At 60.7% G+C, this 21,548-nt stretch carries 21 protein-coding genes; 8 read left to right on the top strand and 13 right to left on the bottom strand.

Annotated features, from left to right (window positions below):
• Window positions 1-263 precede the first annotated feature (263 nt).
• The 3 genes from thrC to SynRS9902_RS13480 all read right to left on the bottom strand — a co-directional run bounded on the left by thrC (window position 264) and on the right by SynRS9902_RS13480 (window position 3,889).
• A complete protein-coding gene (thrC, locus tag SynRS9902_RS13490) occupies window positions 264-1,322 on the bottom strand; it encodes a threonine synthase (protein ID WP_186510676.1) in 1,059 nt (352 codons plus the stop codon).
• A 101-nt stretch (window positions 1,323-1,423) separates the two neighbouring features.
• Window positions 1,424-2,005, bottom strand: a complete 582-nt coding sequence (locus SynRS9902_RS13485) for an alpha/beta hydrolase (protein WP_186509506.1) — start codon at window positions 2,003-2,005, stop codon at window positions 1,424-1,426.
• Between the two features lie 24 nt (window positions 2,006-2,029).
• Complete coding sequence (locus SynRS9902_RS13480; protein WP_186509505.1) at window positions 2,030-3,889, bottom strand: AarF/ABC1/UbiB kinase family protein; 1,860 nt, start codon at window positions 3,887-3,889, stop codon at window positions 2,030-2,032.
• 77 nt (window positions 3,890-3,966) lie between these two features.
• Here SynRS9902_RS13480 and recN point away from each other — a divergent pair, with 77 nt between their 5' ends.
• From recN to SynRS9902_RS13460, 4 genes are all read left to right on the top strand, one after another.
• The gene (gene recN / locus SynRS9902_RS13475; RefSeq protein WP_186509504.1) at window positions 3,967-5,649 is read left to right on the top strand and encodes a DNA repair protein RecN; all 1,683 of its coding nucleotides are present in this window, start codon (window positions 3,967-3,969) and stop codon (window positions 5,647-5,649) included.
• Between the two features lie 45 nt (window positions 5,650-5,694).
• A complete protein-coding gene (gene uvrA / locus SynRS9902_RS13470; protein WP_186509503.1) occupies window positions 5,695-8,658 on the top strand; it encodes an excinuclease ABC subunit UvrA in 2,964 nt (987 codons plus the stop codon).
• Entirely contained in the window at window positions 8,658-10,154 is a 1,497-nt protein-coding gene (locus tag SynRS9902_RS13465) for an alpha/beta fold hydrolase (protein WP_186509502.1), read from the top strand. The genes uvrA and SynRS9902_RS13465 overlap by 1 nt, the downstream gene beginning before the upstream one ends.
• Window positions 10,155-10,361: 207 nt before the next feature.
• A complete protein-coding gene (locus SynRS9902_RS13460; RefSeq protein ID WP_186509501.1) occupies window positions 10,362-12,485 on the top strand; it encodes an HAD family hydrolase in 2,124 nt (707 codons plus the stop codon).
• Here SynRS9902_RS13460 and purT read toward each other — a convergent pair.
• Window positions 12,471-13,649: a formate-dependent phosphoribosylglycinamide formyltransferase gene (gene purT / locus SynRS9902_RS13455; RefSeq protein WP_186509500.1), complete on the bottom strand. Its 1,179-nt coding sequence runs from the start codon at window positions 13,647-13,649 to the stop codon at window positions 12,471-12,473. The two genes, SynRS9902_RS13460 and purT, sit on opposite strands and share 15 nt — an antisense overlap.
• Window positions 13,650-13,768: 119 nt before the next feature.
• Between purT and SynRS9902_RS13450 the strand changes: the two genes are divergently transcribed.
• A complete protein-coding gene (locus tag SynRS9902_RS13450) occupies window positions 13,769-14,359 on the top strand; it encodes a L,D-transpeptidase (RefSeq protein WP_370586344.1) in 591 nt (196 codons plus the stop codon).
• A gap of 101 nt (window positions 14,360-14,460) precedes the next feature.
• Here the strand turns inward: SynRS9902_RS13450 and SynRS9902_RS13445 are convergent, their stop codons facing one another.
• Window positions 14,461-15,060, bottom strand: a complete 600-nt coding sequence (locus SynRS9902_RS13445) for an alpha/beta hydrolase (RefSeq protein WP_186509498.1) — start codon at window positions 15,058-15,060, stop codon at window positions 14,461-14,463.
• A 171-nt stretch (window positions 15,061-15,231) separates the two neighbouring features.
• Here SynRS9902_RS13445 and SynRS9902_RS13440 point away from each other — a divergent pair, with 171 nt between their 5' ends.
• Complete coding sequence (locus SynRS9902_RS13440) at window positions 15,232-15,654, top strand: M23 family metallopeptidase (protein ID WP_186509497.1); 423 nt, start codon at window positions 15,232-15,234, stop codon at window positions 15,652-15,654.
• A gap of 4 nt (window positions 15,655-15,658) precedes the next feature.
• Here SynRS9902_RS13440 and SynRS9902_RS13435 read toward each other — a convergent pair whose 3' ends face one another.
• From SynRS9902_RS13435 to SynRS9902_RS13420, 4 genes are all read right to left on the bottom strand, one after another.
• Window positions 15,659-15,826: a hypothetical protein gene (locus tag SynRS9902_RS13435; protein ID WP_170951322.1), complete on the bottom strand. Its 168-nt coding sequence runs from the start codon at window positions 15,824-15,826 to the stop codon at window positions 15,659-15,661.
• A complete protein-coding gene (locus tag SynRS9902_RS13430) occupies window positions 15,826-16,074 on the bottom strand; it encodes a hypothetical protein (RefSeq protein ID WP_186509496.1) in 249 nt (82 codons plus the stop codon). The genes SynRS9902_RS13435 and SynRS9902_RS13430 overlap by 1 nt, the downstream gene beginning before the upstream one ends.
• Before the next feature lie 277 nt (window positions 16,075-16,351).
• A complete protein-coding gene (gene mraY, locus SynRS9902_RS13425) occupies window positions 16,352-17,386 on the bottom strand; it encodes a phospho-N-acetylmuramoyl-pentapeptide-transferase (RefSeq protein ID WP_255446286.1) in 1,035 nt (344 codons plus the stop codon).
• 138 nt (window positions 17,387-17,524) lie between these two features.
• Entirely contained in the window at window positions 17,525-17,794 is a 270-nt protein-coding gene (locus tag SynRS9902_RS13420) for a DUF3134 domain-containing protein (RefSeq protein ID WP_006850710.1), read from the bottom strand.
• 152 nt (window positions 17,795-17,946) lie between these two features.
• Here SynRS9902_RS13420 and SynRS9902_RS13415 point away from each other — a divergent pair, with 152 nt between their 5' ends.
• Both SynRS9902_RS13415 and SynRS9902_RS13410 read left to right on the top strand, forming a co-directional pair.
• Complete coding sequence (locus SynRS9902_RS13415) at window positions 17,947-18,087, top strand: hypothetical protein (protein WP_186510687.1); 141 nt, start codon at window positions 17,947-17,949, stop codon at window positions 18,085-18,087.
• Window positions 18,087-19,298: an argininosuccinate synthase gene (locus SynRS9902_RS13410; protein WP_114988802.1), complete on the top strand. Its 1,212-nt coding sequence runs from the start codon at window positions 18,087-18,089 to the stop codon at window positions 19,296-19,298. Before SynRS9902_RS13415 ends, SynRS9902_RS13410 begins: the two co-directional genes overlap by 1 nt.
• On the opposite strand, the gene SynRS9902_RS13405 is transcribed toward SynRS9902_RS13410, so the two are convergent.
• From SynRS9902_RS13405 to SynRS9902_RS13390, 4 genes are all read right to left on the bottom strand, one after another.
• Entirely contained in the window at window positions 19,290-19,637 is a 348-nt protein-coding gene (locus SynRS9902_RS13405) for a hypothetical protein (RefSeq protein WP_186509494.1), read from the bottom strand. The two genes, SynRS9902_RS13410 and SynRS9902_RS13405, sit on opposite strands and share 9 nt — an antisense overlap.
• Before the next feature lie 41 nt (window positions 19,638-19,678).
• A complete protein-coding gene (rpsF, locus tag SynRS9902_RS13400) occupies window positions 19,679-20,053 on the bottom strand; it encodes a 30S ribosomal protein S6 (RefSeq protein WP_114988800.1) in 375 nt (124 codons plus the stop codon).
• 80 nt (window positions 20,054-20,133) lie between these two features.
• Window positions 20,134-20,646: a Tic20 family protein gene (locus tag SynRS9902_RS13395; protein ID WP_255446152.1), complete on the bottom strand. Its 513-nt coding sequence runs from the start codon at window positions 20,644-20,646 to the stop codon at window positions 20,134-20,136.
• Entirely contained in the window at window positions 20,636-21,505 is an 870-nt protein-coding gene (locus tag SynRS9902_RS13390; RefSeq protein WP_186510675.1) for a shikimate dehydrogenase, read from the bottom strand. The genes SynRS9902_RS13395 and SynRS9902_RS13390 overlap by 11 nt, the downstream gene beginning before the upstream one ends.
• Between the last annotated feature and the right edge of the window lie 43 nt (window positions 21,506-21,548).

Raw genomic sequence — 21,548 nt, 5'->3', positions numbered from 1 at the left:
AACCCAGTGCTCATCACAGTTTTCGATGAGCCAGGGCTGAGGAGAATTTTTCACAGGATGGGGAGTGAGGCTTTGTTTTCCACCTCTTCACAGCCGGTGGAAAACCCGCGCGACAAACGGGTGGATAGTTCTCGCTTGTTTTCCACAGCGTGTTGGCATGGTTTTCGGGCGTCTTCCGCAGCCGCTTTGTCGGTTGGTTTGGTCTTACGGCCATAAAAAAGCCCCCTGAAGGGGGCAGAAGTGCGTTGATGCAAGGCGGTGTGTCAGAAGCCCATCACACTGGCGACGGTGCCCAGATCAGGATTGAGGTCGGTGTGGAAGGCGGCGTCGTTGTTGCTGATGGCGCAGTCGGGATCCTTGAGGCCGTTGCCGGTCAGAACGCAGACCACCGTGGCGCCGGCTGGCACTTCATCTTTGCGTTTGAGCAGGCCTGCCACAGAGGCAGCACTGGCGGGTTCACAGAAGATTCCCTCATGGCCGCCTAGAAGCTTGTAGGCCGCGATGATCTCCGCGTCGGTCACATCCAGGAACGCGCCATTACTGGCTTCGCGTGCTGCCAGAGCTTTGGCTCGGTTGACCGGGTTGCCAATGCGGATGGCGGTGGCGATGGTTTCGGGGTCCGTCACCGTGGTGTTGTTCACCAGAGGGGCGGATCCGCTGGCTTGGAATCCCATCATTCGGGGCAGGCTCCGGCTCCGGCCGGCCTGTTGATATTCCTGAAAACCCATCCAATAGGCGGTGATGTTTCCGGCGTTGCCCATTGGAATGCACAGCCAGTCGGGTGCATCACCGAGGGCATCCACGATTTCGAAGGCAGCAGTTTTCTGGCCCTGCAGCCTGTAGGGATTCACCGAGTTCACGAGGGTGACGGGATACTTCTCTGCTGCTTCGCGAACGATGTCGAGGGCGCGGTCAAAGTTGCCGCGAATCGCCAAGACCTCAGCTCCGTACACCAGAGCCTGAGCCAGTTTTCCCTGGGCGACATAGCCGTCCGGGATCAAGACGAAGGCACGCATCCCACCCCGCCTGGCATAGGCCGCAGCAGCAGCACTGGTGTTGCCCGTGCTGGCACAAATCACCGCTTCACAACCGGCTTCCTTGGCTTTGCTGATGGCCATGGTCATGCCCCGGTCCTTGAAGGACCCTGTGGGGTTCAGGCCGTCGTACTTCACGAACACCTTCACGCCCTTGCCGATCTGTTCCGCAACTGATGGAACGGGGATCAGAGGGGTGGCGCCCTCACGCAGGCTGATCACCGGGGTCGCATCGCTGACCGGAAGCCAGCTGCGATAGGCCTCGATCAGTCCAGGCCAGTCCTGCATCACAGGGGTGGCAGTGAAACGCCGACGGAGGTTCTGAAACAGGGACACCGGCTGGGATGGGGGGATTTCCGGAATCTAGGCGGCGTCCGATCAGGGCTTGGTCAGGGTTGCGCTTCTTTCAATCCGTCCAAGGGAGAGTCGGAGAAAAATTGCACCAGACCGGCGATGGATTCCGCTTTTTCGATCACCCCGAACAGAGCGGGAAGATTCACCGCCATGAAGGCATTGGGGTAGCCCTTCAAAAAGCTCACTGCCGTGAGGCCATCTTCGCTCTGTAATCCACTGATTACTCCGGCACGGATCGCTGGAACACTCACCTCAACTTCCGGTGTGTAGATCGGATAAATGATGCGTGCGACACGACGCAGGATGGCCTCACCGATCCGTGTGTTGATCAGACGGCTTGTGAGCACCAGGGGAAGCTCGAGGCTCTGATTGAGCATCTGCGAAACCTCCTGAGGGTCCTGTTTGGACAGTTCAAGCAGATCACCCAGCAAGCCGATGGCTTCACCGGTTTCGGCCAGGTGTTCAATTTCCTTGACGGGAATAGAGCGGCGAAAGGCACCACTCACCAGTGCCACGTCCGTCGCGGCCTGCAGGGGTTGCATGGCACTGCTCCAAGCGATTCCAACTCCCGCTGCCATGCCCAGCAGGGAGGTACGGGTGAAGGGCTTGGGGAGCATCACGCTGAAGGTGTTGGCCGGAAGTTAGGCCGGAACTCCAGCGGCGACCCGCACCAGGCGGACAACTCCCCGTTCGGCCAGCCCCTGAGCCACCTTGAACCCCATGCGCCGGGTGTCTGGTTCATTGAGCACTCTCGGCATGCGACGCAGGAGAAGGTCGGGTGTGAATCCCGGCAACGATTGCAACACCTGGATTAACTCCCGCACCGGCTCCAATTGCATCAGTGGATCGGAGAGCCCAGGAGGTGTCTGGCCAAGGGCGGAGGGTTGCAGTCGTTTGGGGAGGCGTCGACCCAGGCGTTGCATCGTTGACCAACCCAGAGCATCCAGCCGATCAACTGTGGCGGTCACCAGTTGATCTCGAAGCAATCCTGCCTTGGGTGAGAACAGGAAGTCGAGCAGTTGATCGAGCAAGGCTTCCAGATCCAGCTGGGCTTGACTTGCAGCACTGGACACCAGATTTTCCAGACGGGTCCAACGGAAGGCGTCCCCGTCGAACAGCATCTCCTTAAGGCTCTGACGCAACTGGGGATCGGGATCCTCCATCAGCCGCCTGGCGAAGTAGGGGTAGGCAGCACCGAGGATCTTGAAGTTCGGATCAACACTGAGGGCGATGCCCTCCAGGGTGACCAGTGATCGAATGATCAGGGCGTAGTAAGGCGGCACCCGGAAGGGGAATTTGTACATCACACCGGACATGTCGTCGGTGACCGCTTTGAAATCCATGCGGTTGACGCCGGCCTCCAGGGCCTGGCTGAAGACCTTCTCAAAGGCGGGAACAATCGGTTCCAGGTTCACGTCTTCCGCTAGGAATCCCAGGGTGACGAAATCTTTGGAGAGCTTCCCGAAGTTTCGGTTCACAAGATGAACCACCGCCTGAATCAAGCCGGTGCGTGACTCGCGGCTCACTTCGCTCATCATCCCGAAGTCCAGATAACAGAGGCGACCGTCCTCCAGAGCCAGGAGATTGCCGGGGTGGGGGTCGGCATGGAAGAAGCCATGCTCCAGCAACTGTTGAAGGCTGCAGTTCACGCCCACTTCCACCATGTCGTCCGGGTCCACACCGAGCTCGCGAACCGCATCAAGGTTGGTGAGCTTGACGCCGTCGATCCACTCCATCGTCAGCACCCGGCGGCTGGTGGCGTTGCGATAGATCGTCGGAACAGCGATGCGAGGGTTGTGTTGATGCAGTTCAGCGAAGGTCTCAGCGTTCGAGGCCTCGTTGAGGTAATCCATCTCCTCGAACACCCGTCGCCCCAGTTCATCGATCAGGGCGACGAGGTCGCTGCGGATCAATCCGATGTTGCTGTTCAACCAGGCGGCGATGTTGCGCACGATGTACAGATCAAGGGTGATCTGTTCGCGTAGCCCCGGGCGCTGCACCTTCACCGCCACCCTTGCGCCACCCTTGAGGGTTCCCTTGTGCACCTGACCCAAGGAGGCGGCTGAGATCGGTTCCCGGTCCAGCTGCTCGAAAATGTCATCCACCGGTGCGCCCAGGTCCTCCTCGATGCAGGCCATGGCCAGGCCGCTGTCGAAGCCGGGCAGTTGGTCCTGGAGCTGGGCCAGTTCCTCCAGCAGCAGCGGGGGGACGATGTCCGGTCGGGTGGAGAGGGCCTGGCCGGCCTTGATGAAGGCGGGACCAAGATCCACGAGAAGCTCAGCGCATTCGCGAGCTCGAGCCCGGGCCCGTTCCTCATCCTTCAGCAACTGGAAGATCCAGTCGAAGGCGACGCCCAGCAGCAATAGGCCGATGGGTACGAGGGTTTGCCAGAGCCGGCGGATCAGCCGTTGGGGATGGCCGGCATAGATACGTGTGATGGCGGCGGGGTCGTACTCGAGCAACCCCGCGGCTTCGATGAAATCCCCGAGCTCCTGCGCCATCAATTCATCGGGATGTCCGACACCCCTTCTAAACGAACCAAGCTGCCGCTACGGTCGGCATCATCACAGGGCTGGACGTGCTCACCGGTCTGCTGCTGCAGAACATCGCTCTGATTGAGAGTCTTGAACTGGAGTTCAGCTCGGGTTTCACGGTGCTCACCGGTGAGACCGGTGCCGGTAAATCGATCCTTCTTGATGCCCTCGATGCGGTACTGGGTGGAGCGCAGGGTTCCAGCGGCATTCGTCTGCTGAGGACGGGTTCGGATCGCGCCAGGATCGAGGCTGCGTTTCAACTCAACCCAGCCCTCGAGCAGTGGTTGATCGCGGCGGAGTTTGATCCCGAAGAGGAGCTTTTGATCAGCCGCGAATGGAAACGGCAGGAGGGTGATCGTTACTCCAGTCGCTGTCGGCTGAATGGCAGCACGGTGAACCGTCAGCAGTTGCTTGAGCTCAGGCCGTTGTTGATTGATCTCACGGTTCAGGGACAGACCCAGTTGTTGTCGCGGGCGGGGCAGCAACGGCTCTGGCTTGATCGTCTCGGTGGATCTGCATTGGCTGAGCTCAAAGTTCAGGTGGCTGATGCCTGGACCGAATGGCGCCAGGCTGCAGATGCCCTGACTGCACTTGAGCAGGAGCAGCAGCGCTCCGAACAGGAGCAGGCTGAACAGGAAGAGCAGTTGGAGCAGCTGCAAGCTGCCGATCTCGACGACCCCGACGAGCAGCAGCGGCTGGAACAGGATCAAGACCGCCTCGTCCATGGTGTGAGGCTGCTGGAGGGTTTGGCCTTGCTGTTTGGGCGTCTCCGGGACGGCGTGGATCAGGCGCCTTCCCTGCAGGATCATTTCGCGGCGTGCATCCAGGAGTTGCAGGCCATGGCGCAGCTGGATGGTTCGCTTGAGCCCCTGCGGGATCAGGCGCTGGATCTCGAGGCTGGTGTGGACGGTTTGTTGCGCTCCCTCGATCAATACGGTCTGGCGCTGGAGAGCGATCCAGACCAGCTGGAGCGGATTCAGGACCGTCTGTCGGTTTTAAAACGCTTGCAACGCCGCTACGGCTTTGATCTGGCCGGTTTGATTCAGCGGCGCGACGAGCTGCTTCATCGTTTGGGATCGGAAGGCTTCGCGGCGGATCTCGCTCGCCTGCAACAGGCCGAAACCGTCCGTCGCCAGACGCGTGATCAGGCCAATGCGGCCCTGCGTCGCGAGCGGTTTAAGGCGGCGGAGGCCTTAGAGGCCTCGTTGCTGAAGCTGTTGCCACCTATGGGTCTGGCCAACGTGCGTTTCAAGGTTGATCTCACCCCCTGTGATCCGGCTGAGCATGGGGCGGACGCTGTTCAATTCTTGTTCTCCGCCAATCCCGGCCAACCGATGGCACCGCTAACGGAGGTGGCGTCCGGCGGTGAGATGTCCCGTTTTCTGCTCGCGCTCAAGACCACCCTTGCCGCGGTGGATGGCTCCAGCACGCTGCTGTTCGATGAAATCGATGCTGGCGTCAGTGGACGCGTCAGTGGAGCCATGGCCGATTTGCTTCAGACTCTGGCCCGTCAGCGTCAGGTGTTCTGCATCACCCACCAACCGCTCGTGGCGGCAGTGGCCGATCACCATTTCCGAGTGAGCAAGCATGTGGAAGACGGCATTACCCATTCGCGAGTGTCCCGACTGCGGGACACTCAGGAACGCCGCCAGGAGCTGGCAGACCTCGCTGGTGGCGATCAAGCCGATGCATATGCAGCGAGCCTGCTGGACCAGCGAACAGCTTGAAGGCTTGAGTTCTTCCTAAGATCTTGAGCTTTCCAACGGGTCCTGATGGCGCGAGCTGCTGCCAAGATCGCTGAATCAGCTGGCCCGCTGGCGACTCAGGACGATGTGATTCGAGTGAGGGGTGCGCGGCAGCACAACCTCAAGAACGTCGACGTCACCATCCCCCGCAACAAGCTGGTGGTCTTCACCGGAGTGAGTGGCAGCGGCAAGAGTTCACTTGCCTTCGACACGATCTTTGCCGAGGGACAGCGCCGCTACGTCGAAAGTCTGTCGGCCTATGCCCGCCAGTTTCTGGGGCAGGTGGATAAGCCCGACGTCGATGCCATCGAGGGCCTGTCTCCGGCGATTTCGATTGATCAGAAATCCACCAGTCACAACCCGCGCTCCACGGTGGGCACGGTCACGGAGATTCAGGACTATCTCCGTCTGCTGTTCGGCCGCGCCGGAGAGCCCCACTGCCCCAAGTGTGGCCGTTCGATCAAGCCACAGAGCATCGACGAAATGGTCGATCAGATCCTTCTGCTACCGGAGGGAACCCGCTATCAGCTGTTGGCGCCGGTGGTGCGCGGCAAGAAGGGCACCCACACCAAGTTGATCAGTGGTTTGGCGGCCGAAGGTTTCGCCCGGGTGCGCATTAACGGTGAGGTGCGCGAGCTGGCCGACAACATCGAGCTCGACAAGAACCACACCCACAACATTGAGGTGGTGGTCGATCGTCTTGTGGCCCGTGAGGGGATCCAGGAACGGCTGACCGATTCATTGCGCACGGCCCTCAAACGCGGCGATGGTCTGGCCTTGGTGGAGGTGGTTCCCAAGAAAGGGGAGGAGCTTCCCGACGGCGTTGAACGGGAGCGTCTCTACTCCGAGAACTTCGCCTGCCCTGTTCATGGCGCTGTGATGGAGGAGCTGTCGCCGCGGCTGTTTTCGTTCAACAGCCCTTACGGCGCCTGTGAGGCCTGCCATGGCATTGGCCATCTGCGCAAATTCACCGTGGACCGGGTGATTCCGGACCCAACGCAGCCGGTGTATTCCGCAGTCGCTCCCTGGGCCGAGAAGGACAACAGCTACTACTTCTCGTTGCTGTATTCGGTGGGTGAGGCCTTCGGCTTCGAGATCAAGACCCCATGGAATGAGCTCACGGATGAGCAGCGGGATGTGCTGATTAATGGGAGCCGCGAACCGATTCTGATCCAGGCCGACAGCCGTTACCGCAAAGGCAAAGGCGGATACACCCGACCCTTCGAAGGCATTCTTCCGATCCTCGAGCGGCAGCTCCGTGATGCCAGTGGCGAGTCCCAGCGCCAGAAGCTGGAGAAATATCTGGAGTTGGTGCCCTGTGCCAGCTGTGCCGGTCAGCGGCTTCGTCCCGAGGCCCTGGCGGTGAAGGTGGGGCCGTATCGGATTCCAGAACTCACGGCCGTCAGCGTCGGTCAGACCCTGGAACGGATCGAAAAACTGATGGGTGTGGGGGCTCATGAGGGTTCAGAGCCTTTGCTGAATGCCCGTCAAATCCAGATCGGTGATCTGGTGCTCAGGGAAATCCGCCTTCGTTTGAAATTCCTGCTTGATGTTGGTCTCGACTATCTGAGCCTGGACCGACCGGCGATGACGCTCTCCGGTGGTGAAGCCCAGCGCATCCGCCTGGCGACTCAGATCGGTGCTGGTCTCACCGGGGTGCTGTACGTGCTGGATGAGCCGAGCATTGGTTTGCATCAGCGGGACAACGACCGTCTCCTGAACACCTTGGTGCGGCTCCGGGATCTCGGAAACACTCTGGTGGTGGTGGAACACGATGAAGACACCATCCGTGCTGCCGATCACGTGGTGGACATCGGCCCTGGTGCTGGCGTCCATGGGGGCCACATCGTTGCGGAGGGAAGTTTCGATGACCTCGTGGCCAGCAGTGAATCCCTCACCGGCGCTTACCTGAGTGGCCGTCGCTCGATTCCAACGCCGGCCGAACGCCGCGAGAGCGGTTCGCGCTCACTCAAGTTGATCGATTGCAACCGCAACAACCTCAAGAACGTTTCGGTTGAGTTCCCCTTGGGCCGGTTGGTGTCCGTGACCGGTGTGAGCGGCAGCGGCAAGAGCACCCTGGTGAATGAGCTTCTGCATCCCGCCCTGGAGAACGGCCTGGGTCTGAAGGTGCCCTTTCCGCAGGGTCTGGGGGAGTTGCGGGGGTTGAAGTCGATCGACAAGGTAATCGTCATCGACCAGAGCCCGATTGGACGCACGCCCCGCTCCAATCCAGCCACCTACACGGGTGCCTTTGATCCGATCCGTCAGGTGTTTGCCGCCACGGTGGAGGCCAAGGCCCGCGGTTACCAGGTGGGGCAATTCAGCTTCAACGTGAAGGGTGGCCGCTGTGAGGCTTGCCGTGGCCAGGGCGTGAACGTGATTGAGATGAACTTCCTGCCGGATGTGTACGTCCAGTGCGACGTCTGCAAGGGCGCCCGCTTCAACCGCGAAACCCTGCAGGTGAAATACAAGGGCTACACCATCGCGGATGTGCTGCAGATGACGGTGGAGCAGGCCGCTGAGGTGTTTGATGCCATCCCTCAGGCGGCTGATCGCTTGCGCACTTTGGTGGATGTGGGCCTGGGCTACGTGAAGCTCGGCCAGCCGGCGCCAACCCTTTCGGGGGGTGAGGCCCAGCGGGTGAAGCTGGCGACGGAGCTGTCACGGCGGGCCACTGGCAAGACTCTTTATCTGATTGATGAGCCCACCACCGGCCTCAGCTTCTATGACGTGCACAAGCTGATGGATGTGATGCAGCGGTTGGTGGACAAGGGCAATTCGATCATCTGCATCGAGCACAATCTTGACGTGATCCGCTGCAGCGACTGGATTATTGATCTCGGCCCTGAGGGCGGTGACAAAGGTGGCGAGATCCTGGTTACCGGCACTCCAGAAGAGGTCGCCCAGCACCCCACCAGTCATACCGGCCGCTACCTTGCTCGAGTTTTGGAGCAGCATCCACCAGAACTCCCCGTTTCCCTGGCGGCTTGATGGCCCGACTTCGCACCCACCTGGCGGCTCTGGCGTTTGGCATGTCACTGGCGCTTGGTGGGGCTCCCGCTTCAGCTTTGGAGCGGTTCGTGTTGCGTCTTCCGTTTCTGGAAACGGAGATCACGATCAACTTCGCCGACGGTGAGTCGGCTGAACAACTGATTCAGGCCAGTCCGGATCTGCAGGATCTGGAATTGGCCAGTGGAGGCAAGTTGTTGCCGCTGCTGCGCCAGGTGTTCCTTACGCCACTGCCCCTGGAGACCAAGGCATTGCTGGCGCGATCGACCGGTCAGCCGCTGCTGGAGCAGGCCCTCCATGCGGCGACTCAGGTTGTGGATCTGGAGGGGGTTGAGCTGGACGACAGCGGGAGGATGCTGACCGAAGCCCTGATTCGCGCTGAACGCCGGGGGCAACCCAACATTCTTGGCTTTTTGAGGGAGTTGCCGGGAGAGCAGGCGTCGATCGATTTATCCCGCCTCGCTGAGGTGGCCAACCGGCTTAAAACCAATCTTGAGGAGGGGGTTGCCCTGGCCCGTTCCGTTGAGGCTGCATCCGTGACGGCCGTTCTGCGGGAGCCATTGCGGCTCACCTGGTCCCGTGAAGTTGTTCAGGTGCCTGTGCCCCATCGGCCCAAACCCATGCGGGTTCTCATGCTTCAGCCTGCGGCTCCTGGGAATGGTCGTTTGGTTGTGATGTCCCACGGGCTCTGGGACGATCCGGAGTCGTTTGAAGAGTGGGGTGAGGTGCTGGCTGCCCATGGCTACACCGTGCTGCTGCCAGACCACCCTGGCAGTGATTTCAATCAGCAGAAGGCGATGCTCGCCGGTGATGCGCCGCCGCCTGGACCTGAAGAGTTGCGGCTTCGGCCCCTTGATGTGTCCGCTTTGTTGGATGCGGTCAGTTCAGGGCGTCTTCTGCCAGGCGCCACGTTGAACACCAACGCCGTTGCGGTGGTGGGTCACTCCTGGGGAGCCACCACCACGCTCCAGCTGGCCGGTGGGGTTCCTGTTGATTCCAGACTCAAAGCCCGTTGCAACGACCTTAAGGATTCGGAGCGAAACATCAGTTGGGTGCTGCAGTGCAGTTGGCTGTCGGGGGTGAACCAAGCCGCTGTTGCTGATCCAAGGGTCAAGGCTGTTGTGGCCGTCAGTCCGCCCTTGCGTTTGTTGTTCGACGGCAGTCGCCTGGAGAGCCGTCCGGCCAAGATGCTGCTGATTAGCGGTACCCGCGATTGGGTGGTGCCTTCGGGTCCGGAAGCGATCGCTCCGATGCGTGAGAGCAAGGCCGCGCGCTTGGGTCACCGCTTGGTGTTGGTGCAGGGGGCAGACCACTTCAGCCTTCGCAGTTTTCGCGGTGAGCCGTCCCCGGCACAGGTTGGGCCGGTCATCCTTGGCTGGATCAACGAGCAGCTCGAGGTGGATGGCGCCGTCAACTTCTCTGCTGGTGGTTGGGGTGACGAGCAGGGCAGCCTTGTCGATGTCAGCGACCGCCTCTGACGTTGCTGGCTTGTTACATCAAGCCTAGGGCATGACTGTTATCACTTGGGCCCAGATCCTTTGCAGGACAGGGTGACTCGGCTTTTTTATTCGGTTTGATTGGTTGGTCTTCTAAGGTTTTTTTCATTTTTTACGCCTTCTTCCGCCTCTAAAGAAAAAAACAACGGCACCGAATCTGCGTCCCGTTGTTGTTTGTGAGTGGAGCGAATGGGGATCCGGTTGTTGCATCTGCACCTTCACGGTCTGTTCCGTTCCCATGAGCTCGAACTGGGACGTGATGCTGATACCGGTGGTCAGACGTTGTATGTGCTGGAGCTCGTGCGCAGCCTGGCGCAGCGGGCGGAGGTTGAGCAGGTTGATGTGGTCACCCGCCTGATTCAGGATCGTCGGGTCGATCTCGATTACAGCCAACGGGTCGAAGCCATTGCTCCAGGGGCCCGCATCCTGCGCTTTCCCTTCGGTCCCAAGCGGTATCTGCGCAAGGAGTTGCTTTGGCCCCATCTTGAGGAGCTGGCTGATCAGCTGGTGGAACATCTGAGCCAGCCCGGTCAGAGGGTCGATTGGATTCATGCCCATTACGCCGATGCCGGTCTGGTGGGTGCTCTCGTCAGTCAGCGGTTGGGGATTCCGCTTGTTTTCACGGGTCATTCCCTCGGCCGGGAGAAACAGCGTCGTCTTCTGGCCGGTGGCTTGGATCGCTCTCAACTTGAGCAGACCTATGCCATCAGCCGGCGCATTGACGCCGAAGAGCGGGCCTTGGCTCAGGCGGATCTGGTGATCACCAGCACCCGTCAAGAGGCGGATCAGCAGTACTGCCGCTACGGCCACTTTCAGGCGGATCAGGCGGCGGTGGTGCCCCCTGGAGTTGATGCTTCCCGGTTCCATCCCCACGGTTCATCCCAGGAATGCTCCGCGTTGCAAAGCCTGTTGCAGCCTTTCCTCAGGGAGCCGGATCGTCCGCCACTGCTGGCGATTTCCCGTGCGGTGCGGCGCAAGAACATTCCCGCTCTGGTGGAAGCCTTTGGTCAGTCGCCGGTGCTGCGGCAGCGTCACAACCTGTTGCTTGTGCTGGGCTGTCGGGATGACCCGCGTGAGCTCGAGAAGCAGCAGCGCGATGTGCTCCAGCAGGTGTTCGATCTGGTGGATCGCTTTGATCTCTATGGCCAGGTGGCCTATCCCAAACAACACAGTCGTGCCCAGATTCCTGCCCTTTATCGCTGGGCGGCGCGACGTGGGGGGCTGTTTGTGAACCCGGCGTTGACCGAACCCTTCGGACTCACCCTTCTGGAGGCCGCGGCCTGTGGTTTGCCGATGGTGGCCACCGACGATGGCGGTCCACGTGACATCCAACACCGTTGCGACAACGGTCTTCTGGCAGACGTCACCGATCCCGGGGCACTTCAGGAGGCCCTGGAATTGGCCGGAAGTGATCGCTCCCGTTGGCGCCGTTGGAGTGACAACGGGGTTGAGGCCATCAGTCGGCACTTCAGCTGGGATGCCCATGTGTGTCAGTACCTCGCCCTGATGCAGCAGAAAGTCCGCGTGTCACCTGTGCGTGGGATGTCGGTGGTGCGGCGGCCCAGCCCCGTCTCCAGGTTGTTGGCGCTGGATCTCGACTGCTGCTTGGAGCTGCCGGAGGAACGCTCCCTGGCGCATCTGCGCGATCGGCTTCAGGCCGAACCCTTCGCCGTTTCGACAGGCTTGGTGATCCTCACGGGGCGGTCGCTGGATCAGGCGCGTCAGCGCTACCAGGAGTTGCATCTTCCCGACCCCAAGGCCTGGATCTGCAGGGCTGGAACCGAGATTCACCACAGTTCGGATCGCGCGGAAGATCCCGTGTGGGCGAAGCGCATCAGCCAAGCCTGGGATCGCGAGGCTGTGCTCGCAGCGATGGGTCAACTCCAGGAACACCTTCAGCTTCAGGACCCGGATCATCAGAGTCCCTTCAAGGTCAGCTACCTGTTGCGTGCTTCCAACCGCGGCCTGATTGGTTTGGCCCGTCAGTGCCTGCGCCGCCATGGTCTGCAGGCGGAACCCCAGCTCCGTTGCCATTGGTTCCTGGATGTTCTTCCCCAGCGCGCGTCCCGCAGTGAGGCCATCCGTTTTCTGGCCCAGTCTTGGCAGCTCCCTCTGCAGCAGGTTCTGGTGGTGGCCAGTCAGCAGGGGGATGGAGAGTTGCTGGATGGTTTGCCCGCCACGGTGGTTCCTGCGGATCACGATCCCTGCCTGCTGGGGCAACGGACCCAGCAGCGGGTGTACGTCTCGAAACGCCCCAGTGTTGGAGCCGTGCTGGATGGCTTAACCCACTACCGATTTTCAGGCAGCCGTTGATCCTGGAATCACGGTCACACAGGCGGCTGCCCTATCGGTCTTGGCCTGTGCTTCCTTCCGATTTCTCCCCCTTGCCAGGGCTACACCCATGCGTCGACCGGGGCGGGCTGTGGGCTTGCCGAACAGCAGCACTTGGGTGTCAGCTTCCGTGAGCGCTTGTTCGACCCCTTCAAAAGCCACGGAGTCCATGTTCGTTTGGGCCAGGATCACGCGGCTGGCGGCCGCATCAGCTGCCGTGATGGTGGGGATCGGCAGACCGAGAACAGCGCGCAGGTGCAGTTCGAACTCGCTCAGGTTCTGGCTGATCAGGGTCACCAGGCCTGTGTCGTGCGGCCGGGGCGACAGTTCAGAAAAAATCACCTCATCGCCACAGAGGAAAAATTCCACCCCGAAGAGACCGGCACCGCCCAGGTTGTCGGTGACGGTTTTGGCCATGGCCTGGGCCTGACGCAGTTGTTGGTCGCTGAGTTGAGCCGGCTGCCAGCTGCATTGATAGTCCCCTCCTTCTTGTTCGTGGCCGATCGGCGCACAGAACAGGGTTTCGCCATTGCGCTGACGGATGGTGAGCAGGGTGATCTCCAGATCGAAATGGAGAAATTCCTCCACGATCACCTGGGTTGAGGTACCCCGTGCACCGGCCATGGCGGCCTCCCAGGCCTTGGGCAGATCGTCTGCACAGGTCACCACGCTCTGGCCTTTGCCGGAGGAACTCATCACCGGTTTCACCACGACGGGCCAGCCCAGTGGTTCCGCCACTGCTGTGAGTTCTTCAGCACTGGAGGCATAGGCGAACCGGGCGGTGCGGAGACCGAGTTCGTCGGCTGCCAGGTCGCGGATGCGGTCTCGGTTCATCGTGACGGCCGTAGCGCGGGCCGTGGGAATCACGGTGATCCCCTCTTGTTCGAGTTCCGCCAGGGCATGCACGGCGAGTGCTTCGATCTCCGGGATCACCACGTCGGGTTTGTGGCGCCTGACCACCTCCAGCAAGGCATCGGCATCGGTCATCGGCAGCACTTCGGCCACGTCCGCCACCTGCATGGCGGGGGCAGCGGCATAGCGATCGCAGGCGATCACCCTGCAGCCAAGCCGTTGGGCAGCAATGGCCACTTCCTTGCCCAGCTCCCCGCTGCCCAGCAGCATCACGGTGCGTGGAAACGATGGCATGGTGATCTACGAACGGCCTGCCTGCATCATCAATCAACGCAAGTCCTGAGACTTTCCGCAGCCTGGGGTGGAGCGCTCGATCTCCCGCTAGGTCAAGGATGTGTTCTTGATTGAGTCCAGTGCTTCGGGCGACGTTGTTGGCGGTTCTTGCTGGAGCCTGTCTCCAGCTCGAGCCTGTTCAGGCCAGGCCTGCGGATCCGATTCCACCGGTTGCCCCCTGGCTCAGTGATGCGGAGGCACTGGCCTTGCTGCCCACTGCTGTTCGTAGTCGTTCCAACAAACAGCTGGTGCTGCATCGTTCCAGCCGTCAACTGATCCTTCTGGAGCAGGGACAGCTTCGTTTGCGTGTGCCCGCTGCTGTCGGCACACAAGGCTGGGAAACGCCTCTCGGCGAGCATCGGGTGCTGTTCAAAGCGGTGGATCCCGTCTGGCGGCATCCCGGTACCGGTGTCGTTGTACCCCCCGGAGGCCGCAACCCCCTGGGATCGCGCTGGATTGCTTTTTATCAGGACTGCTCCAATCCCGGTGGTTGGGATGGCGAGAAGGTGGTGCAGGTCCGTGGCTGTTCCCACGTCGGCCTGCATGGCACGCCCCACCGTTGGACCGTTGGACGGGCCGTTTCGCATGGATGCGTTCGCCTTTATGACGAACACATCCGCAGGGTCTTTGACCTTGTGGATGTGGGGACTCCGGTGGTGGTCCTGCCTTGATGGTTGTGTCGTGACACACCAAGGCACAAAAAAGGAGGCATGAAAAAAGCCCTGGGTTAACCCAGGGCTTGGTGGACGTATTTTGTCGTTCTGCCTTTAGATCACCAGAGTCCCTGAACGGGAGCAGCAGGGGCGGGCTCTTCGGCCTTGGCGGTGTACGCCTGGATGCAGGCCGGGGTGTTCATGTACCAGCTGAGCAGCGAGGTGTCCTTGTGGAAATCACCTTGCACTTCGGCATTGCAGACCTTCATGGCACCTTGCAGGCGCTGGTCGGTCGGCAGCTTGGCCATCATTCCGTAGCTGGAGAGCTTGCCATCTTCAGCATCGAGAATGATGGAGCTGCGAACGGCCTGCAGATCGTTTTGCTGGCTGTAGTACGGGTGATAGTTGCCGTTGATGCTCTCCTTGAGGAAGGCCTCGCCTTCTTCTGAGTAGAGGAAGCGAGTGACGTCAGCAACGTCAACGTCGTATTGCTTCTCCAGACCCACCTCGAGTTCTTCGCGGGTCCAACCGGAGAGATCGCTCAGATCCTGAGGAACGGGATTGGAGACGGCCTTTTTGCCACCGATGGGCAACAGCACGTTGGAGCGAACGAAACCGTTGGTGACGGTGCGGGCGGTTTGTTTGGGGGCGGCGAAGCTGGGGAGGCCAGCAGCGGCGACCATCAGGCCGGCACCGGTGAACAGAAGTGCTCTGCGCATGAGCTGCAGTTGATTTGCCTTCGAACCGTCGCCAGACCGTTGGCGCAGTGGCCCAGAACCACAGGGTTTTTTTCCTTTTAAGAGAGCGTTAACGAAAAACGGGAATGCTGTCTTTTCTCTGCCGGAAGGGTTCTTGTCTTAAGATTCTCTTCCAATTCTCGTTTTGATTGCTTGCTGGGTCTGTTTGCCGCGTTGCTTGTGCCGATGTCGGGTGTGGTGACCCAGGGCGTCGAACAGGACCATCCAGCCTTGGACATCTCCTGTCGTGTGGGTCGCCCGGTGCGTGCCGCCCATGATGGGGTCGGTCGGAGTCGCTGGACAGCCACCCACGGATGGACGTTTCATCTGGCCGGGGCAGGGATCAAGACGCGTTACAGCCATCTCAACGCTGGTGCCCCAGCAGGCTCCTATGACCGCGGCCAGATCATTGGTCTTTGCGGCAACACGGGCCGTTGGTCGACCGGGCCTCACCTGCATTTCGAAGCAGAACCCCTGCATCTCCTGGACGTGCTTGAGAGCCCCAGTGCAGAGCAGCTGAAATCGATGGAGCAAACCCCTCAATGGCGTCAGCGCTCGGTGGAAGCGAGCCGCTGAGGGCTCAATTCGAATCGGTGCTGCTCTGACGGCGCACTTCGCCGATCAGCCACACGCCCATGAATCCAAGCGACGACACACCGAAATAGATCAGCACCCACCGCAGAACCCGATCAGGATCTGCAGCGGCGCTGGCGAGCAGCTCAGCGGTTTTGGCAAGCAGGTTGTCCATTAGTTCTGAAGATCGGGGATCAGCGTGAGTTGGCGGACCGGCGATTCTTCGCTGACGAAACCCCAGGCTTCAAACACGGTGGGATCGGGATGCGTGATGCGCTGCTCCGTCCCCTCGCGTTCCAGTTGGAACCCTTCGCTTGACATGCGCCGCATCAAACTCGCTGACTCCTCAAAACGGGCAGCCATCGCCTCGAGGCTTGAGCAGTCAGCTGTGAGACCGGATTCACGCCAGGTGAAGTAGGTCATCCTGCCTTGCCACCTGAAAACAGGACTTTAGGGGATATCAACAATCCCCCGACTACCGGCTATGCCGTTTAGGCCTCCATTCAAAGAGACACAGTGATGTGGTCACTCAAAAAGCTTGAAAATGTCGGTCATTCTTTTCTGTATCAGGGCCATTTTTAAGAAGGTATTGACTTTCTGCGCTACGCAACCAAGTTCAATTTCGTTGTCGATCTGAAGCAACTGCATCCTTCAGCTCACTTCAATGATGGTCCTCGGGATTGGATCAAACGATCGGCGCTTAGGGACGCAGCACCAGTCCGAGGAGGACAAGCCCTGCTGTGACCAGCCAGAACGCGGGCACTACGCTTCGCTCATCGGTGCCGCCCAGCTCAAAGTGGTGATGCAGCGGCGCCATGCGGAACACGCGTCGCCCCTGACCATCAGGGCCTTTTGTGGCCTTGAACACCCAAACCTGGATGATCACGGAGAGGGATTCCGCGACGAAGACGCCTCCCATCACCAGCAGGGGCCAGAGGCTGTTGGACAACAGAGCCACACCGCTGAGGGCGGCTCCCATCGCCAGGGATCCCGTGTCGCCCATGAAGGCCCGAGCCGGGTTTCGGTTGTGCACCAGAAACCCAAGCCATGCCCCGGTCATGGTCATGCAGAAGCCAGCCAAGGCGGGATCTCCGTTGTCTCCCCGGAGCATTAGTTGAAGTGCCAGACCGGTAAACACCAGTGCTCCGCAGCCGCTAGCCAAGCCATCCAGGCCATCGGTGAGGTTGGTGGCGTTGCTCTCCGCCAGAACCACAAACAGCCCCAGCGGCCAGATCAGAAGCCCTAAGGGCAGTTCAAGGCCAAAGGGCAGGGCAATGCTGCTGCTGATCCAGCCCTGCCAGGCAGCGATGGCCAGAAAGGCTGCGGCTGCCATGGCTTGCAGCAGCAATTTTCCTCGCGCCGTCAGGCCAGCATTGGTGTGTTTGGTGAGGCTGCTCCAGTCATCGATGCCGCCGATCAGCATGAACGCCAGGGTCAGGGCTGCCAAGCAGAGCAGTTGTTGTGACGCCACGGCGTCCCGTGTGATCAGGCTCCCGAGAATGACCCCGACGGGAACCACCAGAAGGCCCCCCATCGTTGGCGTTCCAGCCTTGCTCTGATGGGCTTTGGGGCCTTCATCACGGATGAACTGCCCCATCTTCAAGCACCGCAGAAGGGGAATTCCCAAGGCTGCAGTCGCTGTTGCGCAGACCGCTGAAATCAAGAGCGGCAGGCTCAGTTGTGCATTGGTGATCCACTTGTCGGCTGCAAAGCTGGTCATCAAGACCACCAGCATCAGCAAGCTGGCACTCAATGAGCCGTTCTCCCACCAAGGACGGTGGTTCAAATCCGTGGATTGCAAAGCTGCACTGGACTGATCGCTGGGACCCTAGGTGAGTCGCTCAGTGGCGACCAGTCAGTGCTTGGGGGGACATCAGTCCTCCCACTGCTCCTCGTTTTGCTCGTCGTCCTTGTTGTAATCCTCTTTCTCACCCATGAGCGCGGAGAGTTCCTCCTCTTCGACGGTGCTCACTTCAGGTGAACCGGATTCTTCGTCGGCAACGAGACGGCCGCTGGTTTCCAGCCAAGACAGAAGGTCAGGCTCCTCACGCAGGGGCAGCACGGGTGCCGGGTCGCGGCGCCCGTAGCGGGTGAGGGACGGGTTGACGCTGTCCAGGGCGTTTAAATCAACCAGAGCACTCATGCAGGGAGGGACGCGGGCCAATCAACCAAGATAGACCATGTGCTGTTTTTGACCCTCCACTGAACAAATCTGCGCTGCTCGTTCTTCTGTGGGGTCTGGCCCTGATCATCAGTTCTGGTCTGCATTGGTGGGGTTTGCAGCGGCCTGAACCGTTGCAGACCTCCTGGACTCTGGCGCTGCTGCTGGTCTTTGTCCCGGCTGCGGTGTTGGCTGCATGGTTGCTTGTGGCTTCTCCACAGGTGGCGGCCGGCGAGACGAGAGAATCAGATGATTGTGATCAGGAGACCCATTGATGGGCCGCGCCAAGAAGGTGGTACTCGCCTATTCCGGGGGAGTTGATACCAGTGTCTGCATCCCATACCTCAAGCAGGAATGGGGTGTTGAGGATGTGATCACCTTTGCCGCTGATCTCGGCCAGGGCGATGAGCTGGAGCCGATTCGTCAGAAAGCGCTGGATGCCGGTGCCAGTCAGTCGCTGGTAGGAGATCTGATCGAGCCTTTCATCAAGGATTTCGCCTTTCCGGCGATTCGTGCCAACGCCCTCTACGAAGGCCGTTACCCCCTCTCCACGGCCTTGGCGAGGCCTCTGATCGCGAAGCGCCTGGTGGAGGTGGCCCGGGAAGTGGGTGCCGATGCTGTCGCCCATGGATGCACAGGCAAGGGCAACGATCAGGTGCGTTTCGATGTGGCCATTGCTGCGTTGGCACCGGACCTCAAGGTGCTCACCCCAGCCCGTGAGTGGGGCATGAGCCGTGAGGAGACCATCGCTTACGGCGAACGCTTTGGTCTGCCCGCACCGGTAAGCAAGAAGTCGCCCTACTCGATCGATCTCAATCTGCTGGGCCGCAGCATTGAGGCCGGACCCCTTGAAGACCCGATGGTGGCTCCTCCGGAGGAGGTGTTTGCGATGACGCGATCGGTGGAGGCTGCTCCGGATGCCTCTGAAGAGATCGAGATTGCTTTTGAAGCAGGCAATCCTGTGGCGATCAACGGTCAGCAGCTGGACCCGGTGGCCCTGATCCGTGAAGCCAACCGTCTGGCGGGCACCCATGGCATTGGCCGTCTCGACATGATCGAGAACCGCGTGGTGGGGATCAAATCCCGGGAGATCTACGAAACGCCCGGCCTTTTGCTGTTGATCCAGGCCCACCAGGAACTGGAAAGCCTGACCCTGGCCGCCGATGTGCTGCGTAGCAAGCGGCAATTGGAAATGCAGTGGGCCGATCTCGTCTACCAGGGCCTTTGGTTTGGCCCTCTCAAGGATGCTCTGGACGGCTTCATGGACCGCACCCAGACCACCGTCAATGGTGTCGTTCGTCTCCGGCTGCACAAAGGAACGGCCACGGTCACCGGCCGCGGCTCAGCAGACAGCAGCCTGTACGTCCCCGAAATGGCGTCCTACGGCAGTGAGGATCAGTTCGATCACCGCGCTGCGGAGGGCTTCATCTACGTCTGGGGTCTGCCGACCCGACTCTGGTCAGCATCCCAGCGCCGTTCAAGCTGAGCGCTGCCGCTTCTGCAGGAAGTTGAGAAGCCTCAGGCCCGGAAAACGCACAACGTTGTCCGGTTCTGAGCTTCCAGGCAGGGCTGGCTGAGATCGTTCGATTTGGTCTTGATCAACCTGTTCAGCCAGCAGTTGATAACGCTCCATCAACGGCTCAAGTCGCTGTTGGAAACGGCGTTCAAAGACGTCCGGCAGTTTGGCCAAAAGTTTGTTGTAGGCCTCGATCTCGCCCTCGAGCTCTGAAATTCTTAGTTTCAGCAACCGAATGACTTCAGCGTCGCCATGACGCTCGTTCCAAACAGGTTCGGTTGGTTGAGGGTGGTCGTGTTTCGAATCCATGGGCGGACGGTATCGCCCACCCACGAATCCAACAATGCTGATCAGTCAGCTGATGCAGCTGCTTCGGCTTGCTGCTGTTGAGCAGCTTCGCTGCCAGGCATCACCCGAGGTGCGGGAAGGGGACCTTCCTGCTTCACGGTCAGGTAGCGGATGACATCCTCACTAAGGCGCATGGCCTTCTCGAGAACAGCAACGTGCTGGCCATCGCCGTTGTGGCTCAGTTGCACGTAAATGCCTTCCTTGTGCTTCGCAATCGGATAGGCCAGACGGCGCTTGCCACGCATCTGGTTGTCCAGCACGTCGGCACCAGCTTCCACGAGCATGTCGCGGTACTTGGTGAGATGGCTTTCAACTTCCTCCTCCGGAATGTCCGGACGAAGGATGTACATGGTTTCGTAATACGGATCGTGCGTCATGGGCAGCACCGAAGGGGCATCAGGCTCACCGAAGTGAGCGACGGATCCCACACCATATCCCCTGGCGTGCCCCCGAAGCTTCAGTAGAGCTGCATGCGTACGGCCTGGCTGATGCCGGGCAGATCCGGTTCGCGACCGCGCCAGCACTCCACCAGGGCGAACAGAAGGATCGCCAGCACCGCCACCACAACCGTGCTGGACAGGGTGCTGAGCAGCAGGCTGCCTCCGGCAATCGGTTGGAGAAGGATCCCAAACGCGAAGCTCAGCACAACGATGACGATGTCGGTGAGCAGGGCCTGCAGGGTGTTGAAGCGCAGGAAGTAGGGAACGGCCGGATTCCGCACCACCGCAAGAAACAGCACGAAGAACAGCAGCAGGCCACCGAAGGGAACCCCACGATCCAATTGGATTAGCGGCACTGCAGGAACGATCAGCAGCCTCAGCAACGGGATCTGGTTGAACACACCGTCAGCCCCGAGGCCAAAGGGAATGGCGTCACTCCAGGGGAGCAGGTACACCAGCGGTGCAAGCAGCCGCTGCCAGAGGGGAATCTGCACGGTGGAGCTAGGGATTGTTGGGACCTTAGGTCGCAAGAGCAGTGGCGGCGGCGCTGCGCATCGCCGCGACAGGAACGTCGTCACGTCCACTCCAGAGCCGCAGCGAGGCAGCGCCCTGCTGCACCAGCATCTCGAGACCATCGATGCAGCGGTGACCCCGTTGTTGCCCAGCGGCGAGCCAGCTGGTGGGCCTTGGTGTGTAGATCAGGTCGTACAACACCGCTTCTCCGTTCAGGCTTGTCCAGAGCTCGGCCCCCAGTGGCATCGCCTCGGGGTCACCGTGCTGGGCCATGCCCACCGGGGTGGTGTTCACCACGAGAGCCGCTTGAGCCACGCTCTCGTTGAGCTGAACAGCGCTGTCGAGACAGGCCGTCAGGGGGGCGTGGCTCTGCTGCAGATCAGTGATGAAGGCTTGCAGTGCTTCGCTGCGCCGTCCCACAACGGTGATGCTGCTGAGGTTCAGGGTCTGCAGACCGGCGACCACGGCTCGAGCTGATCCGCCGCAGCCGATCACCACGGCATGGCGTCCGGCCCAGGCGTCGTTGGCACCAAGGGGTGCCAGAAAGCCCTCCACATCGGTGTTGGTGCCGAACCAGCCACCGCCCGCTCCCGGAATCAGGGTGTTGACGGCACCGAGCCGTTTCGCCAGTGGGCTCAGCTCTTCGCAGAGCTCGGCGATGGCTTGTTTGTGGGGGATGGTGACGTTGAGGCCCTGGCAGCCCACGGCCCTGAGACCCTTCAACACTTGATCAAGGTTTTCGCTTCTGCAGGGCAGGGCCAGGTAGCGCCAGTTGAGCCCCATGCTTCCGATGGCGGCGTTCTGCATCACCGGCGAAAGCGAGTGGCGCACTGGATTGCCAAGCAGGCCCACAAGGCTGGTGTCGCCGTTGATCATTGCCAGGGCCGGATTGCTCCACCAGCCTGCCTGTTCGGGAACC

Origin of the sequence: Synechococcus sp. RS9902, from assembly GCF_014279635.1 — a bacterium.
GTDB lineage: Bacteria > Cyanobacteriota > Cyanobacteriia > PCC-6307 > Cyanobiaceae > Parasynechococcus.
This window is presented reverse-complemented; position numbering and strand designations above follow the sequence as displayed.

Excerpts from the sequence above, each read along its gene's own strand:
- rpsF (WP_114988800.1), bottom strand. The coding sequence starts at position 20,053 with ATGACGCACGATCCGTATTACGAAACCATGTACATCCTTCGTCCGGAC.
- SynRS9902_RS13390 (WP_186510675.1), bottom strand. The coding sequence starts at position 21,505 with ATGATCAACGGCGACACCAGCCTTGTGGGCCTGCTTGGCAATCCAGTG.
- SynRS9902_RS13485 (WP_186509506.1), bottom strand. The coding sequence starts at position 2,005 with ATGCTCCCCAAGCCCTTCACCCGTACCTCCCTGCTGGGCATGGCAGCG.
- SynRS9902_RS13405 (WP_186509494.1), bottom strand. The coding sequence starts at position 19,637 with ATGGATTCGAAACACGACCACCCTCAACCAACCGAACCTGTTTGGAAC.
- SynRS9902_RS13445 (WP_186509498.1), bottom strand. The coding sequence starts at position 15,060 with ATGCGCAGAGCACTTCTGTTCACCGGTGCCGGCCTGATGGTCGCCGCT.
- purT (WP_186509500.1), bottom strand. The coding sequence starts at position 13,649 with ATGCCATCGTTTCCACGCACCGTGATGCTGCTGGGCAGCGGGGAGCTG.
- uvrA (WP_186509503.1), top strand. The coding sequence starts at position 5,695 with ATGGCGCGAGCTGCTGCCAAGATCGCTGAATCAGCTGGCCCGCTGGCG.
- SynRS9902_RS13420 (WP_006850710.1), bottom strand. The coding sequence starts at position 17,794 with ATGAGTGCTCTGGTTGATTTAAACGCCCTGGACAGCGTCAACCCGTCC.
- SynRS9902_RS13435 (WP_170951322.1), bottom strand. The coding sequence starts at position 15,826 with ATGGACAACCTGCTTGCCAAAACCGCTGAGCTGCTCGCCAGCGCCGCT.
- mraY (WP_255446286.1), bottom strand. The coding sequence starts at position 17,386 with ATGCTGGTGGTCTTGATGACCAGCTTTGCAGCCGACAAGTGGATCACC.
- SynRS9902_RS13430 (WP_186509496.1), bottom strand. The coding sequence starts at position 16,074 with ATGACCTACTTCACCTGGCGTGAATCCGGTCTCACAGCTGACTGCTCA.
- SynRS9902_RS13465 (WP_186509502.1), top strand. The coding sequence starts at position 8,658 with ATGGCCCGACTTCGCACCCACCTGGCGGCTCTGGCGTTTGGCATGTCA.
- thrC (WP_186510676.1), bottom strand. The coding sequence starts at position 1,322 with ATGCAGGACTGGCCTGGACTGATCGAGGCCTATCGCAGCTGGCTTCCG.
- SynRS9902_RS13460 (WP_186509501.1), top strand. The coding sequence starts at position 10,362 with ATGGGGATCCGGTTGTTGCATCTGCACCTTCACGGTCTGTTCCGTTCC.
- SynRS9902_RS13410 (WP_114988802.1), top strand. The coding sequence starts at position 18,087 with ATGGGCCGCGCCAAGAAGGTGGTACTCGCCTATTCCGGGGGAGTTGAT.
- SynRS9902_RS13480 (WP_186509505.1), bottom strand. The coding sequence starts at position 3,889 with ATGGCGCAGGAGCTCGGGGATTTCATCGAAGCCGCGGGGTTGCTCGAG.